The 15,684-nt window shown below is 37.4% G+C and carries 16 protein-coding genes; all 16 read left to right on the top strand.

From position 1 onward, the window contains the following. Positions 1 to 158: 158 nt before the first annotated feature. The 16 genes from AC4PID_RS15825 (at position 159) to AC4PID_RS15900 (ending at position 15,582) form a co-directional block, all read left to right on the top strand. The gene (locus AC4PID_RS15825; protein WP_492132955.1) at positions 159 to 950 is read left to right on the top strand and encodes a hypothetical protein; all 792 of its coding nucleotides are present in this window, start codon (positions 159 to 161) and stop codon (positions 948 to 950) included. Positions 951 to 1,171: 221 nt separating this feature from the next. Continuing rightward, complete coding sequence (locus AC4PID_RS15830) at positions 1,172 to 1,408, top strand: DUF1858 domain-containing protein (RefSeq protein WP_492132956.1); 237 nt, start codon at positions 1,172 to 1,174, stop codon at positions 1,406 to 1,408. Continuing rightward, positions 1,401 to 2,729, top strand: coding sequence for a DUF438 domain-containing protein (locus tag AC4PID_RS15835; RefSeq protein ID WP_492132957.1), 1,329 nt, complete (start codon positions 1,401 to 1,403; stop codon positions 2,727 to 2,729). The genes AC4PID_RS15830 and AC4PID_RS15835 overlap by 8 nt, the downstream gene beginning before the upstream one ends. A 62-nt stretch (positions 2,730 to 2,791) precedes the next feature. Then, positions 2,792 to 3,685: a triphosphoribosyl-dephospho-CoA synthase gene (locus tag AC4PID_RS15840; RefSeq protein WP_492132958.1), complete on the top strand. Its 894-nt coding sequence runs from the start codon at positions 2,792 to 2,794 to the stop codon at positions 3,683 to 3,685. 222 nt (positions 3,686 to 3,907) lie between these two features. Further along, the gene (gene citC, locus AC4PID_RS15845) at positions 3,908 to 4,948 is read left to right on the top strand and encodes a [citrate (pro-3S)-lyase] ligase (protein ID WP_492132959.1); all 1,041 of its coding nucleotides are present in this window, start codon (positions 3,908 to 3,910) and stop codon (positions 4,946 to 4,948) included. Between the two features lie 13 nt (positions 4,949 to 4,961). After that, complete coding sequence (gene citD / locus AC4PID_RS15850) at positions 4,962 to 5,264, top strand: citrate lyase acyl carrier protein (protein ID WP_492132960.1); 303 nt, start codon at positions 4,962 to 4,964, stop codon at positions 5,262 to 5,264. 22 nt (positions 5,265 to 5,286) lie between these two features. After that, positions 5,287 to 6,132 (top strand): aldolase/citrate lyase family protein, encoded by an 846-nt coding sequence (locus tag AC4PID_RS15855; protein ID WP_492135392.1) that lies wholly within the window; start codon positions 5,287 to 5,289, stop codon positions 6,130 to 6,132. Positions 6,133 to 6,136: 4 nt separating this feature from the next. Then, the gene (gene citF, locus AC4PID_RS15860) at positions 6,137 to 7,546 is read left to right on the top strand and encodes a citrate lyase subunit alpha (RefSeq protein ID WP_492132961.1); all 1,410 of its coding nucleotides are present in this window, start codon (positions 6,137 to 6,139) and stop codon (positions 7,544 to 7,546) included. A gap of 2 nt (positions 7,547 to 7,548) precedes the next feature. Then, positions 7,549 to 8,031 (top strand): citrate lyase holo-[acyl-carrier protein] synthase, encoded by a 483-nt coding sequence (gene citX / locus AC4PID_RS15865; RefSeq protein ID WP_492132962.1) that lies wholly within the window; start codon positions 7,549 to 7,551, stop codon positions 8,029 to 8,031. A gap of 29 nt (positions 8,032 to 8,060) precedes the next feature. After that, a complete protein-coding gene (locus AC4PID_RS15870) occupies positions 8,061 to 9,071 on the top strand; it encodes a Bug family tripartite tricarboxylate transporter substrate binding protein (RefSeq protein WP_492132963.1) in 1,011 nt (336 codons plus the stop codon). 70 nt (positions 9,072 to 9,141) lie between these two features. Continuing rightward, entirely contained in the window at positions 9,142 to 9,636 is a 495-nt protein-coding gene (locus AC4PID_RS15875; RefSeq protein WP_492132964.1) for a tripartite tricarboxylate transporter TctB family protein, read from the top strand. 9 nt (positions 9,637 to 9,645) lie between these two features. After that, positions 9,646 to 11,163 carry a tripartite tricarboxylate transporter permease gene (locus AC4PID_RS15880; RefSeq protein WP_492132965.1) on the top strand — a complete coding sequence of 506 codons (1,518 nt, stop codon included), beginning with the start codon at positions 9,646 to 9,648 and terminating at the stop codon, positions 11,161 to 11,163. Positions 11,164 to 11,250: 87 nt separating this feature from the next. Then, the gene (locus AC4PID_RS15885; RefSeq protein ID WP_492132966.1) at positions 11,251 to 13,416 is read left to right on the top strand and encodes an ATP-binding protein; all 2,166 of its coding nucleotides are present in this window, start codon (positions 11,251 to 11,253) and stop codon (positions 13,414 to 13,416) included. 16 nt (positions 13,417 to 13,432) lie between these two features. Next, positions 13,433 to 14,167: a Na-translocating system protein MpsC family protein gene (locus AC4PID_RS15890; protein WP_492132967.1), complete on the top strand. Its 735-nt coding sequence runs from the start codon at positions 13,433 to 13,435 to the stop codon at positions 14,165 to 14,167. 81 nt (positions 14,168 to 14,248) lie between these two features. Continuing rightward, positions 14,249 to 14,794, top strand: coding sequence for a hydrolase (locus tag AC4PID_RS15895; protein ID WP_492132968.1), 546 nt, complete (start codon positions 14,249 to 14,251; stop codon positions 14,792 to 14,794). A 152-nt stretch (positions 14,795 to 14,946) separates the two neighbouring features. Further along, complete coding sequence (locus tag AC4PID_RS15900; protein ID WP_492132969.1) at positions 14,947 to 15,582, top strand: DsbA family oxidoreductase; 636 nt, start codon at positions 14,947 to 14,949, stop codon at positions 15,580 to 15,582. The last annotated feature ends 102 nt before the right edge of the window (positions 15,583 to 15,684 follow it).

A 15,684-nucleotide genomic window follows, 5' to 3' on the forward strand; every position in this document is an offset into this window, starting at 1 on the left:
TTTTTTCAAATTTTAATTATATTTAAATAAAGAGTAAAGCTAACTTCATTTTAAACTTATTTGTAGATTTAACAAATAGGTCTTAAGGTACATATTTATCTTGAAATGATTTAAAATACACAAACGGGATAATAATTAGATAGATAAAGGAGGTTTATATGTTGCGTAAAAATATATGGGTCATGTTAATGGTTTTTGTGTTCATTCTTTCTGGTTGTTCCGGAAGTAATTCTGATGTCGATGAGACAACACAACAAGAGACAACGGTTGCAGAAGCAACTACGCAGGCTGAAGCTACAACAGAAATGACAGAAGCGGCAAGCGAGTCTAATGATCTGGAAGGTCTAGCGTTACTCGAAACGCTTAATTACTATCAGCCGGATCATATGGTGATTAAGTATAAGCTCACTTCAGCAGAAGGAACTATGACATCAACCTATTATTATTCAGGTGATAACCTTAGAATGGAAACGGAAATAATGGGGTTTGGCAATCAAATCTATATTCATAACGCAGATGATGGCGTTTCATATCAATATCTAGAAGGGGATACACAAGGCATAAAGTTTGCTGATATGAGTGAAGAAGAATCCGAGGCTTTAGCATCTGGTGGGGATATGGGTGTAAACACAGATTTGGAAGAAATTACAGATATGGGTGACGCGAACATCATTGCTAGAAAAGATATGCTTAATGGCGAAGAAGTCATCTATGTAGAAACACAAGAATCAGCTGAAGGTGCAGGCACGTACATGGTTAAGATGTGGTTTTCCGTGAAGTATGGCATCCCAATGAAATACACAGTAGAGCAAGGTGGTACGGTTCTAATGACCAACGAGGTGACGCATATATCAGAAGATTCAAATATGGATATGACGTTGTTTATGCCTCCAGAAGATGTTGAATTTATAGACTTTGATAGCAATTCGATGTTTAATATTCAACCATAATTGAAACGACATACCTTCCTTACTGATATCAGTAAGCGAATGTCTTGGGTCTAGAGTTGATATCTTAATTTCATATGAAAATTTCAGATTAAAATCAAATAAACACTTGTGGCACTAACTTTAACGAAGTAACGCTACAAGTGTTTTTTGTAACCTATGTTACTGAAAGTGATTCTCAATAAGAATAAGATTAAGACAAAAGAACACAAAGGAGATTTCAAATGATTTCTATAAGTTTAAAAAGCACAGTTTATGAATTATGTGAAAGCTATCCTGATATGAAAAATGTCTTATTTGAGCTTGGGTTTGTCGATATTGTAAAACCTGGTATGCTACAGACAGTTGGTAGAGTAATGACGCTTGAAAAAGGTTCTAGGCTTAAAAATATTGCATTAACTACGATTAATGATCAACTAAAACAACACGGATTTGAACTGAAGGAGGATGAACATGAGTGAATTTATCAACAACAGTGACCATAAAAAGGACGCATTAAAGGCAATCATAAAAAGGCTACATGAAGGCGAGTCCGTAGATGCAGTAAAAGCTGCATTTGAAGCACTTACAGTTAACGTATCTGCTACTGAAATCACAGAGATCGAACAGGCCTTAGTCGATGAAGGGCTAGCAGTATCTGAAATACAAAAATTATGTGACGTACATGCAAGTGTGTTTAAAGGCTCTATTGAAGACATTCATAGAGAAGATGGCTTTGACCCTCAGGATTTTGATCTAGGTCATCCACTTCATACCTTTAAGCTTGAAAATCGCAGATTAGAGCAGCTCATGGATCATGATCTTTTAGGTGCCCTTAGTGCATACTCAGAACACACCAGTACAGAGAGAAAACAAACATTGCTAAATATCATCCTGAAGTTAGAGACCATTGACAAACACTACAAACGCAAAGAAAATCTTATTTTCCCATACATGGAAAAATACAATATTACCGCGCCACCTCAGGTAATGTGGGGTGTAGATGATGAGATTCGCCTTAAAATCAAAGTCGTAAAATCACTTTTAAGCCAAGAAAAAGTGGATGTACTACAGCTCAATCAAATGGTGAATGACGTCGTCCATCAAATCAATGAAATGATTTTTAAAGAAGAGGAAATTATGTTTCCAATGATCCTTGAAAAGTTCTCACAAAGCGAATGGATTGAGATAGAAGCGGCAAGTGCTGATATTGGTTATACACTATTAAATTCAGTGAACAGATGGCGTCCAAAGCTCGTTGAAGAAATCGGTGAAGTTAATTCTGTGGGAGAACCTGCAAGACCTTCACAGATATTGAAACAGCCTGAAGTAACACATGAAGTTCCATCGTCTGTTTCTCTACAAGATATCATCGTTAACCGGATTCAAAAAGACGCACATACGTATGTGCCAATGGATGCCGGTGGTCTTTCAGCAAAAGAGATTAACGCCATTTTAAACACCGTACCATTTGATATGACCTTTGTGGATGCCAACAACCAAGTGAAGTACTTTACTCAAGGAAAAGAACGCATTTTTGATCGACCAGTGACGATTATTGGCCGTGAAGTGAAGCATTGTCATCCACCAAAAAGCGTCCATATCGTCGAACAAATCGTAGATGATTTGCGTAGTGGTAAAAAGGACAATGAAGATTTTTGGATCAAGCTTGGTGATCAGTTTGTCTATATCAGATACTTTGCAGTGAGAGACAAGGAAGGGCAGTTTTTAGGCACTTTAGAGATTACTCAAAACATTAAACCAATCACTGAACTCGAAGGTGAAAAAAGACTAATGTCATAAAATAAGATTTGATAACTAAAAAAAGTGTGGTAGAATTATCCTCGATATTGCGGAGGTAATTCATGACCACACTTTTTTCGAAATTTGCAACTAAAGCTTTACTATATGAGGTTGCTGTGACGCCGAAGCCAGGACTTGTCGATCGTCACAACTCAGGTGCACACAACGACATGGACTTTTTTACTTTTGTAGATTCGTGTATGGCACTAGAACCCTATTTTAGAGAGATAGAGGCGACCATAGATAAGTTATATGGTTTAATAAGTATAGAAAATGATGTCCACAGTCTAGAGAACTTAAGTGCAAAAGAAATCTTTAGTGCCATTCAACCCTTGGGCATTTTAGCGGAAAAGAGCATGTTAGAAGCGACAATTGGCGTTAATACACATAAAGGTGCTATCTATGCTCTAGGACTTAATTTAGCAGCGGTTTGTGAGTCGAAATATCAGTGTTTACAAAATAACTATGATGAAAAAATCGAATGGATTCGCAATCGAATTTCCCAATACGTATCGGATGCTGTTAATTATGAGCTTCAACATATAAAATCGACAGATAAAAAAACATATGGCATTGACCAATATTTAAAATACGGCCTTTTAGGCGCAAGAGGTGAAGCTGCAAGAGGCTATCCAGCGGTATTTGAAATTGGCTTACCCGAACTAAAGAAAGCGCTTGCCGAAAATCAGAGTTTAGAACACGCTGCGATACAAGTCTTGCTTAAAATTATTGTGGCATTAGATGACTCCAACGTTATCGGACGTAAGGGATTAGTATATTTGCAAGAGAGCCAATCCTTTGCAGAAAAAGTATTACAAAATGGTGCTATGCAAACTGAAAGAGGGCGTGATCTCATTGAAAAATACGATCAGTGGTGTATAGTAGAGCGTATTAGCCATGGTGGTGCAGCTGATCTTATGGCGGTTGTGCTGTTTTTTTACTTCATAAATCTATAAAAAAAATACTTGTTAAAAAAATAGTTGCATTTTGTTCACATATCAATTACAATGTGATTGTGTTCAAGCAGAATAGATGATGAGTCAATTTTGCGGAACTTTTTAACTAAGTGAATATTACGGATAATGCGGGGCAAAACCCCTAAGATCAGTATACAAATTATATTTGTGTACTGATTTTTTTTGTTTAAAAACACAAGCTACAAAAGGATTGAGGCATAAATGGTTTCAACAACTGAACTTAAAATTATAAAACCTAATACCAATGAGATGCGCAAAGTCATGGACTTGTTATCAGAACAAAACATAAGACTAGATGATTTTGGTGGTACGACTTTCGGATTTTATGACTCAGGAAAATTAGCTGGAACAGCAACTGTTACAGGGAATACACTTCGGAGTGTTGCCATTTCAAAGTCTCATCAAGGAACGAATGCATTAGCGCTAATGGTACAAGACATTCTTGAAGATTTAATCTATCAAAATGTCTATGTCTATACTTCTGAAAAAGCTGCATCTGCATTTGAGCACATTGGTTTTTACAAAATCGAAAGTGCCGAGTTTGAAGGCGAAACTGTGGTTTTACTTGAAAAAAAACCAGACGGTTTTAAGAGATATCTTAAAAGAATGGGCTTGTTTAAATTACAGACAGAAAATATAGGTTCAATCGTCATGAATTGTAATCCATTTACTTTGGGTCATCTCTACTTGATTGAGACTGCAGCATCAAAATGTGATCACCTTTATGTCTTTGTCGTATCTGAGGATGCTTCCACATTTTCCTATGACGTTCGCATGCGATTAATATTAGAAGGCACCACACATATTACTAACTTAACGGTTATAAAAGGTGGAGAATATATCATATCTCAGGCGACATTTCCCAGTTATTTTCTCAAAAAAGTAGATCGCGCAGTGGATTTACAAGCGCAGTTAGATTTAAAGATTTTTGGGGGACATATAGCACCAAGTATGGGGATTACAAAGCGTTTCTTTGGAGAAGAGCCTTATTGTGAAACGACTAAAAAATACAATGACTACATGAAGCTGATTTTACCAACCTATCAAATTGAAGCGATAGAAGTACCACGAAAGCAGCAAAGTGGCGAAGCAATTAGCGCATCCCGTGTAAGAAGATTGATTAAATCAAACGATTGGGAAGAAATTAAAAGAATAGTTCCTAAAACAACCTATGAATACTTGGTGTCTTATGAAGCCAAGAAAACCATCAAAAAAATAAAAGCAAATGATTCGAGACATTGAAATGGAGGCGCGTATGGAGTCAAAAAAGATTGGTGTCGCAGGTACATTAGAGTCATGTGATATCCAAATCCAAATTGAATCAAACGACACTAACGAAAACGAAATTTATTTAAGAAGCGTCGTTGAAGCACAATTTGGTGATCATATAAGAGCTTTGATTAGAAGCATTCTTAATGAACATCAGTTAAAGGGAGTCGTTATATCAGCAGTTGATCGAGGTGCATTAGATTGTACGATTATTGCAAGAACACAGACGGCTATTCTTCGCTACAGTGGTGAATCTGAAATGGATTGGAGTGTGATCTTACGTGACTAACCCAGAAAGATTAAGAAGAACAATGCTATATGTACCTGGATCAAACCCGGGAATGTTGGCAGATGCAATGATTTATGGCGCTGACTCGATTATGTTTGACTTAGAGGATTCAATTTCTCTAAAAGAAAAGGATTCAGCTAGACTATTAGTTTATCGAGCAGTTAAAACACTTGACTATAAAGGGACTGAACTCGTCTGTAGAGTCAATGCACTGGATTCCCCATTTGGAAAAAAAGATGTCGAAGCCATGGTCGCTGCAGGTATAGACGTTATAAGGATGCCAAAAACTGAAACAGCTGAAGAAGTGAGAGAAATGGTAGCACTGATTGAGCAGTTTGAAGAGAAATTTAAAACGGTTAAAAAAGTTAAAGTAATGGCTGCCATTGAAAGTGCTTTGGGAATTCTAAATGCATATGAAATAGCGACAGCATCAGATCGTTTAATTGGAATCGCAATCGGCGCTGAAGATTACGTGACTAACATGAAAACCACTCGTTCATCAACTGGCGTAGAATTACTTTATGCGAGATCTCAACTGTTAAATGCGGCTAGAGCTGCAGGGATAGCTGCTTTAGATACTGTTTTTTCAGATGTGGAGGACACAGAAGGTTTTTGTCGAGAGGTGAAATTAATTAAGCAATTAGGCTTTGATGGAAAGTCGGTTATTAACCCGAGACAAATTCCATTGGTTCACGCCATCTATCAACCTTCAGAGGCAGAAGTCAATCACGCACTTGCGGTTGTAGAGGCTATAAAGGAAGCAGAAGAAAAAGGACTTGGCGTCATCTCTCTAAAAGGAAAAATGGTAGACAAACCTATCGTAGAAAGAGCTGAGAGAATATTGATGTTAAGTCAGGCAGGAAGGTGATGGCATGTCAAAACTCGTAAGTAGTATCCGTGAAGCGGTTTTAAATTGTGGCATTAAAGATGGAATGACCATTTCCTTTCATCATCACTTTCGAGAAGGTGATTACGTTCTCAATCTGGTAATGGATGAAATTGCAAAATTAAATATCAAAAATTTAGTATTGTTCCCAAGTTCACTTGGTAAAGTCCACGAGCCTCTAATTGATCATATAAAAGCTGGCGTCGTTTCGGAAATTCACACCAGTGGTTTAAGAGGACAGCTTGCAGAATTTATCTCTGATGGACATCTCGCTCAACCGATCGTCATTAGGAGTCATGGTGGTAGAGCAAGAGTCATTAGCAATGGTGAAATGAAAATCGACATTGCATTTTTAGCGGTACCAAAATCAGATATTTACGGTAATGCATCAGGTAAAGGTGAAAAGACACAATGCGGCTCACTGGGATATGCCATGGTAGATGCAGAGTTTGCAGATAAGGTTGTTCTTATAACTGATGAAATCGCTGAATTCCCAAACATGCCTGCAAGTATTACTCAAGAAAACGTCAATTATGTGGTTAAAGTGGATGAGATCGGTGATCCAGCAGGAATCGCATCTGGAGCGACACGATATACGAAAAATCCTAAGGAGTTAAAGATTGCAGAGGCAACATCTAAAGTCATCACCAGTTTACCCTATTACAAAGATGGCTTTTCATTCCAAACGGGTTCAGGTGGCGCATCCCTTGCAGTTACCAGATACCTTAAGGATGCTATGAAAAAGGATTCAGTTAAAGCCGCTTTTGCTCTAGGTGGCATTACACAGCCAATGGTTGAACTACTAGAAGAAAATCAAATCGGAATGCTGTTCGACGTTCAGAGCTTTGATTTAGTAGCAGCAGAATCCATCGTAAAGAACGCTAAACACTTTGAAATATCAGCGTCTCAATATGCGAACCCTGAAATGAAAGGCTGCAGAGCGGAACAGCTTGATTATGTTATTTTAAGCGCACTCGAAATTGACAAGTCATTTAATGTCAATGTAATGACAGGATCGGATGGCGTTATTATGGGCGCTTCAGGTGGACATTGTGATACTGCTGCAAGCGCAAAAGTAACCATAGTCGTCGCGCCACTTTATAGAGGTAGACTGGCAACGGTTGTTGAACGCGTCACAACGATTATTACACCTGGACATACCGTAGATGTTTTTATAACTGAGAGGGGAATTGCAGTAAATCCGCTTAGACAAGATTTAATAGATCAGCTCTCTGAAAAGGGTTTCAGCTTAGTTTCTATGGAAGATTTATATAAAGAAGTAACGCAATTGTTAGGTACACCTGAACCGATCGCTTTCGAGGATCGAATCGTCGCTAAAATCGAGTACCGAGATGGTACGATTATCGATACTATACGTCAAAGGAAGAGGAAATAATATTGGATGCGCTTGTTCAACGTGAGGAGAAAGTTCTAAGACTCAAGCGACTTGAAGTAGAATTTCCCAATAAAGCCATTGTCTCCATCCGATTGAACGTTCCTGGACCAGAAAAGAAGACGGATTGGATTGAACGGTTGTTTAAAGCGACTTTGTCACAATTGATTGGTCTTCTAAATGAACATGAGATTCCATATCAAATTTGTGAAAGTGAGTTTGCTAAAAGTTATTATGAAAATCTATGTATTCTTGTTTGTGATATAGAACCATGTAAGTTAAAGTCTTTCACAGTTGGGTTTGAGGATTACAAGGATTTTGGTAGATTTGTAGATATTGATGTTTTGGGAACCTCAAGAGAACAGATGGGCTTTAGCGAAAGAAAATGTTACTTGTGTGATGCACCTGCATTTGTCTGCTCAAGAAGCAGAAAACACAATGTATCAGAATTACTTCAATTTATGATCTTAAAGACGCAAGGTCTATAAGATAGATGAAAATTAGTAGGAGGGGAATTATGAAATTCAGAAAAGCGATAACTTCTTTACTCGCACTTGCTGTAGTCGGAACTTTTGCATTAACTGGCTGTTCTGCTGGTGGTGGTTCAGAAGAAAATTATCCAAGTGGCGCGCTTGAATTTATTGCACCATCAGGCGCTGGTGGTGGTTGGGACTTAACGATCAGAACGGTTGCAAAAGTTCTTCAAGACACAGAGCTAGTAAAATCACCTATGCCTGTAACAAACAATGCTGGTAGTGGTGGCGGGGTTAACCTTGCTTACATGCAAACACAAAAAGGCTCAGAGAAATTAATCTCTGTTTATTCACCACCAATTCTTTTAATTAACTTAAATGGTACAAGCGAGTATGGTTACGAAGATACGACGCCACTTGCAAGATTAATTACTGATTATGGTGCATTCGTTGTGCCTAAAGACTCACCATATCAAACGATTACTGACGTAATGGATGCTCTAAAAAAAGACCCTAAGAGTGTAAAAATCGGTGGTAACTCTGCAGCGGGTTCAATGGACCATATCCAATTTTTAATCATGGCAAAAGCTGCTGGTGTTGAAAACTTAAAAGAAATCGACTACATCAGCTTCCAAGATGGTACAGCTACTGCACAAATTTTAGGTGGTCACGTTGATCTATTAACAACTGGATTAGGCGATGTTCAATCACTAATCGAAAGTGGCGATTTAAGAGCATTAGCACATACTGGTGCTGAAAGAGTTGGCGAAGGCGTTTTAGCAGAGATTCCAACTTGTAAAGAACAAGGTATCGACGCAGTATTTGAGAACTGGAGAGGGCTATTTGGTGCACCTGATATGCCTGATTATGCTGTGAAATTCTGGCAAGAAACACTTGCGAAAATGGTAGAAACAGATGAATGGAAAGCAGAAGCTGCGAAACACGGTTGGGCACCTGCTTATCTTGGACAAGAAGAGTTCAAAGCATTTTTAGCTGAAACAAATGAAAGCTACAAGAGCATTCTTGAAGAAATCGGTCTATTAGTAACCAACTAATTTAACCAGAACTAGTGATTTAAATGTAAGGTGAGGGCTTGTCCCTCACCACTTTCACAGTGGAGGAATTATGGAAAAGCCAAAAAAGGCAAGCTTTGACTTTCTGTCAGGTTTGATTTCAATTATATTCGGTATCATCTATGCATATTTTGCATATAATCTTAAACGCAGTCCAATGGGAGATCCAATGGCACCTTCTATTTTCCCATTAATTATTGCAACTGGATTGGTCATTTTTGGGTTAATGCTTTTATTAAAATCAAATGTAAGTGAACTAAAGGCTGCATTTGCTAAAATTAAAGCTGCAACAACTGAAAGTGATATTTTAAGTAGAAAAATGATCATATTAACCGTTTTAAGTTCTATTGTGTATGCTATCATCTTTGAACATTTAGGTTATGTGATTTCAACGTTCTTATTTATTACTTTTATTATGACTGTACTTGAGCGTAACAAATTAAAGCGAAACTTGATCGTCTCATTAATTTTCAGTATTGTTGTGTATTACATTTTCTTTTACCTGTTGGGAATCTCATTGCCGATGACCCCATTTCTTAATATTTAGGAGGAACAGATGGATATTTTGCAATATTTAATGGACGGTCTTGGGATCGCCCTACAGCCTTACCATCTTGTTTTGGTAACCTTTGGTGGTATATTAGGTACTATAGTAGGTATGCTTCCAGGACTTGGACCAGCAACAGGTGTCGCTGTATTATTACCACTGACATTTTCAATGTCTCCAACTGCTGCGTTGATTACAATGGCAGGCGTTTACTACGGTGCGATGTTCGGTGGTTCGAGAAGTTCAATCTTAATTAACACGCCAGGCGATGGTGCTGCATTGGCTGCTACCTTTGACGGTTATCCAATGGCGATGAAGGGTAAAGCTGAGTCAGCACTAGCAATCAGCGCAATTGCATCATTTATTGGTGGTATGATATCGGTTATTTTCTTAATCGCACTTGCAACACCGGTTGCTAAATTTGCGCTAAAATTTGGACCTGCCGAGTACTTCTTACTCATGATTGCCGCACTTGCCATGACATCATCTATGTCAAAAGGCAACATGATTAAAGGCTTTATTTCAACTCTTGTTGGTCTAGCAGTGGCAACAGTAGGTATTGATGCACAGTCGGGAATTTCTCGTTTTACATTTAAAATCCTTGAGCTACAATCCGGAATTGATTTCCTCGTTGTTATCATTGGACTTTATGCAATTGGTGAAGTTTTCAAAGCATACTCAGAGATCAACGGTGGTAAAAAAATACCACAAAAGAAATTTGGACGTATTTGGATCAGCAAATCAGAGTGGAAACGCTCTTGGCCAGCAATCTTAAGAAGTACGCCACTTGGTTTTATCGTTGGTGCATTACCAGGAGCTGGCGGTACAATGGCATCACTTATGGCTTATAACAATGAAAAACAAATATCTAAAAATCCTGAAGAGTTTGGTCAAGGTGAAATCATAGGTTTAGCTGCTCCAGAAGCTGCTAACAATGCGGCATCTGTCGGTGCATTTATTCCGATGCTAACCTTAGGTATCCCAGGGTCGGGAACAACAGCTATTATGATGGGTGCACTCTTAATGCTTGGCATTCAGCCTGGTCCATTGTTATTTACTCAGCATCCTGATGTAGCATGGGGATTAATCGCAAGTATGATTATCGGTAACTTTATCTTAGCAATCGTTAACATACCTATGGCTGGATTACTTGTAAGAGTTTTATCGATTCCATCGAAGATCTTATACCCATTGGTACTAGGATTAGCATTCGTAGGAACCTATGCCATTTCAAACTCTGTTGTAGACTTCTATATTATGGTGTTCTTTGGTGTTCTCGGTTACTTTATGGATATCGCAAAGATTCCAACAGCACCTATGATTTTAGCAGTTATCGTCGGTGGCACTATGGAGCAGTCATTTAGACAAGCGACAAAGATTTCAAATGGTTCATTAGAAATATTTGTTGGTTCACCACTTGCACTTTGTTTAATCGCAATTACGGTTATCTTTGTATTTATGCCAGCAATAAAAGGCTTAATTAACAAGATTAAAACACAAGGTAAAACACAAAGCAAAACTGCTTAAAAAGGCAGCCACCCTACGGTGGCTTTTTGCCGTTGATTCTACTTATAAAATTGCTTATAATGAACTATAAAATGCTAAGGAAATTGTATGCTTAAAAATATTTTTAGTAAGTGGCTCTTTAGAGCCAAATCAGCAGTCGTCATTGGCTTTGCGCTTGTGGTTACGATCATCATCGTCTATGCATCTAATCAAAACTATCAAAAAATTCAAAACAATGTCATTGAAATCGAACAGTTTCAGCTTTTGTCGCTTGCAGAGACCGTTGCCAAAAGTGTTGAGAATTTTTTTACCTATCAGATGCATAATTTGGAAATTTTATCGAAAAGCCGTTCGTTTATAAGAGATCTCAGCTCCTATGATCCAAATTTTGCACTGGAAGATTCTTTTCAGAATCTGGAGGACTACTATACCATTCAAAGTGACAATATTGAGTTAATACGTCTAGTAGGGCTGGATGGTAAGGAAATGTTTAGTTATCCTACAACAGACTATAGCGATCAGATATTCGAAGATTTAGATCAAATTGAGAATAGCTTAATAGTAGATTCTGGTGAAATTTATAAAGAAGGCGATCAACTTTATATTAATGTTCTGCAACCAGTAATGGATGGGAACACCTTAAAAGCAATTTTATATGTAAAAATCAAACTTCAAACCATCTATCAGATTTTTATTATGCCTGTAAAAGCAGGTGAGAAGGGGTATGCATCTGTTAAAGATTCAACAGGTGTTTTAATCATGCACCCAAATACGCAGGATATTGGTGAAAACGTCATGGAAGCAAGACGTACGACTTATCCTGACTTTGATTGGAGTGAACTAGAAGCTTTAGTAGAAAAACAAAAGAACAAAGAGTCTGGTGTAGGAATTTATCATTCCCTCTGGTTTACAGATAATGACCGACAAAGAGTTAAAAAGTTTAGTGCTTATGCACCGGCAAATATTGGAACAGATTTTTGGATCATCAATGTCTCAAAGGATTATGAAGAAGTTGTCTCCTTCTTAAAGGAAAGAAGCTACAGCATAATAATAATCAACTCAATCACCATACTGATATTTGTAACGATGATGCTTATTTTCTATAGATATAGTAAGGACAAGCTCGTTTTGCAAAAGGAACTCGCCTTGCTTGGAACCGTAAATGAGCTTAACTTTGAACTTGTGAAAAGTAAAGATAAGTTTGAGAAGATATTTGAATCGGGTTCTGACTGTATTTTTGTTATTGAGAATCAAATAGAGGGCAAAATCGTCGAAGTAAATAATAAGGTTGTTCGCTCATTGGGTCAGGATAAGCAATATTATTATGATCTGAATTACCTTCAGATTAGCCATGAACTAAATCGCGAATCATTCAGTAAAATTCTGGATGAAATCAATGAGGTCGGAGCAGTGACCTTTGAAGATCGATTTTTAGGGATTGATGGCGAATGGATTCCGGTTGAAATTAATGCGCGAATTATGGAAAACGATTCGAAGCAATCCATCGTTATGTTCTCACGTGATATCACTGTGAAAAGACTATTTGAGAAAGAAATGAATGAAAGCAAAAAGCGTGAAGCTTTAATGATCTATCAATCTCGACTTGCTGCTATGGGAGAGATGATCGGTAGTATCGCACACCAATGGCGTCAACCACTCAGTGGAATTTCTATGATCTTTACTAATCTAGAGGATGCCTATCAACATGGTGAGTTAGATGAAACTTATCTGACCACTCAAAGTAAACGTCATGATGCACTTGTAAAATATATGTCTCAAACAATAGACGATTTTAGATTTTTCTTTGATCCAAAGCTCGAAAATAAGAACTTTCTTATATCTTCGGTGATCGATCGTACCTTGGATTATTTAAGAGAGCCAATCAGACTCAATAATATAGAAGTCAACTATCAATTGGAAGCTGATCGTTTGATGTACGGTAGACCCAATCAGTTATCTCAAGTATTATTTAGTATTTTAAAGAATGCTATTGATGCACTTTTAGCAGTAAAAGTAGAGTCGAAAAACATATGGATCTCTGTTGAAATTTCTGAGTCTGAAACCCTGCTCAAGATAGAGGACTCTGCTGGAGGCGTACCTGATGAGAATCTTCAACGTTTGTTTGAAGCATATTTTACGACGAAAGATGAACTCAACGGCACAGGCTTAGGCCTTTATATTTCTAAAGTTATTATTGAGAAAAACTTCAATGGTAGTATTCATGCTTTAAATACGGAAAACGGATTAATGCTCACAATAAAAATTCCTAACTGAAGTGGAGTGTGTTCAGATGAACCAATTTACGGTTTTATATGTCGAAGATGATGAGATTCTTCGTGAGGAAGTTACTACATTTTTAAAGAGGAGAGTTAAGCACGTCATAGCAGCGGAAAATGGTAAAGATGGATTGGATAAATTTTCATTATATCCAGTCGATTTTATCATTACAGATCTAAAGATGCCAGTAATGGATGGCCTTGAAATGGCTGAGCAAATTAGACAATTGAACAAAACCATTCCGATCGTAATTACCACTGCGATGGGAGATGTTGAACTAATGCAGGCTTCAATAGAGACTGGTGTTGATCGCTATTTAATTAAACCAGTAGATTTTGAGGAGCTAACAAGAGCACTTGAGAAAATTTATTCTAAATTGGGCAATCAACAACCAGTGAATATCGTTCCGAAACAAAGTAAGGATTTAGAGCGCAATATCGAATCTGATTTTGCAAAGCTCATAAAAACCACATCTGGAAAAGGTCCAGAAAAGGTTCAAGCATTTGTTCACGCCAACATAGCGGAGGTGGTTGTTACGGGTTCTCGCACAACGCTTGAAAATACGCTTTTGTCAAGTGAATCCAATCAACGCATCGGTGATTATATTAGAGAAATTTACTATCAACATATCAAGATAGAAATGGAGAAAATAATTGGAAAGCATTGTGGCTACAAAGCGATCATTCAGATGACAAAATGTAATAGTGAAAGAGATGTAGATATCATTAAATTTATCGTTGAGTATTAAGAATTTAAATAAAACTATTTAAATTTTCTGTCAAATATCATAAAATAGACCCTAAGAAAAGAGAGAAAAGAGGGTAATGCTATGACAAGAGAAGCAGCATGGGCACTATTAACCGAATACAATACAGATCCATTTCATCTAGAACACGCACAAATCGTAGAAGAAACCATGCGTTACTTTGCGAATAAGCTCGGCTATGGCGATGAAGCTGATTTTTGGGCCAATGTAGGTCTGTTACACGATCTAGACTTTGGCCAGTTTCCAGAGGAACATTGTATTAAATCTCAAGAAATTATGCGCGAACGTGGATTGGATGAGCGTTTAATACGCGCAACTGCAAGTCATGGTTATGGTATCGTCGTAGATATTAAGCCAGAGCATCAGATGGAAAAGGTTCTATACGCAGTAGATGAATTAACTGGCTTGATTGGTGCAGCCGTCTTAATGCGTCCATCCAAAAGCGTACAGGATTTGGAGCTAAAATCAGTAATGAAGAAATACAAAAGCAAAAGCTTTGCAGCAGGTTGCTCAAGAGATGTCATTGAAAGTGGTGCCGAGATGCTAGGCTGGGAGCTTAATGATCTTGTAGATCAAACGCTTGAAGCACTTAAAACATTTAGACCTTAAAACATTTAGACCTAAAATACAAATAAATGCGCCTTTTACAGGCGCATTTTCCATGTTCTCAATTCGTTTACACTTTGTTCTTTAAATTATCTTGAATTAGTGAGATTAAAAAAGTATGATTCTTTATACAAAGCACTTAATAGGAGGATGACATGAAGATAGAAATATGGTCGGATTTTGCGTGTCCTTTTTGCTATATAGGCGAAAAAAGACTGATGAAGGCGTTAGAGGAATTAAACTTGGAAGATCAAGTTGATATTGAATTTAAGAGTTTCCAATTGGATGTAAATGCAAAAAGCCATCCAGATAAAGACATACATCAACTCATCGCAGAAAAATATAACATCAGTTATGCACAAGCAAAGAATTCAAATGCTGACATAGTTCAAATGGCTAAAGAAATTGGACTCGATTATGACTTTGATCATTTAAAACCTGGCAACACACGTTTGGCACATGAAGCGCATAAATTTGCATCAAAAAATGGAAAAGACTTAGAATATGCGCAGTGGGCATTTTCATCTTATTTTGAAAAAGGAAAAAGCTTAAGTGATTTGGATACCTTACAAAAGTTGATCAGTGTTATTGGCCTTGAACCTGAGGAATTCCTAAAATCTGTTGAAGCTGGACAATTTACAGCTGAAGTGGAAGGCGATCAGAGCAAAGCCCAAGAAATAGGGATCAACAGTGTGCCGACATTCATTATTGATGGCAAATACGCGATTACAGGTGCGCAAAATGTCAACTATTTCAAGATGGCAATCGAGCAAATTAAAAATGGCAACTAAATCAACATCAAAATAATCATCAAAAAAGATCAATCAGTATTGACCAACAAATAAAATCATGAAATTAGAAAAATTGAATAAACACAAATAACGGTTAGTTCC

It is taken from the genome of Fusibacter sp. QWL-12, from assembly GCF_058683495.1.

Bases quoted from the DNA above. Each gene is read 5' to 3' on its own strand.
- citC (WP_492132959.1), top strand. From the start codon at position 3,908: ATGGTTTCAACAACTGAACTTAAAATTATAAAACCTAATACCAATGAG.
- AC4PID_RS15895 (WP_492132968.1), top strand. From the start codon at position 14,249: ATGACAAGAGAAGCAGCATGGGCACTATTAACCGAATACAATACAGAT.
- AC4PID_RS15870 (WP_492132963.1), top strand. From the start codon at position 8,061: ATGAAATTCAGAAAAGCGATAACTTCTTTACTCGCACTTGCTGTAGTC.
- AC4PID_RS15825 (WP_492132955.1), top strand. From the start codon at position 159: ATGTTGCGTAAAAATATATGGGTCATGTTAATGGTTTTTGTGTTCATT.
- AC4PID_RS15830 (WP_492132956.1), top strand. From the start codon at position 1,172: ATGATTTCTATAAGTTTAAAAAGCACAGTTTATGAATTATGTGAAAGC.
- AC4PID_RS15875 (WP_492132964.1), top strand. From the start codon at position 9,142: ATGGAAAAGCCAAAAAAGGCAAGCTTTGACTTTCTGTCAGGTTTGATT.
- AC4PID_RS15900 (WP_492132969.1), top strand. From the start codon at position 14,947: ATGAAGATAGAAATATGGTCGGATTTTGCGTGTCCTTTTTGCTATATA.
- AC4PID_RS15880 (WP_492132965.1), top strand. From the start codon at position 9,646: ATGGATATTTTGCAATATTTAATGGACGGTCTTGGGATCGCCCTACAG.
- AC4PID_RS15855 (WP_492135392.1), top strand. From the start codon at position 5,287: ATGCTATATGTACCTGGATCAAACCCGGGAATGTTGGCAGATGCAATG.
- citD (WP_492132960.1), top strand. From the start codon at position 4,962: ATGGAGTCAAAAAAGATTGGTGTCGCAGGTACATTAGAGTCATGTGAT.
- AC4PID_RS15885 (WP_492132966.1), top strand. From the start codon at position 11,251: ATGCTTAAAAATATTTTTAGTAAGTGGCTCTTTAGAGCCAAATCAGCA.
- citF (WP_492132961.1), top strand. From the start codon at position 6,137: ATGTCAAAACTCGTAAGTAGTATCCGTGAAGCGGTTTTAAATTGTGGC.
- AC4PID_RS15890 (WP_492132967.1), top strand. From the start codon at position 13,433: ATGAACCAATTTACGGTTTTATATGTCGAAGATGATGAGATTCTTCGT.
- AC4PID_RS15835 (WP_492132957.1), top strand. From the start codon at position 1,401: ATGAGTGAATTTATCAACAACAGTGACCATAAAAAGGACGCATTAAAG.
- AC4PID_RS15840 (WP_492132958.1), top strand. From the start codon at position 2,792: ATGACCACACTTTTTTCGAAATTTGCAACTAAAGCTTTACTATATGAG.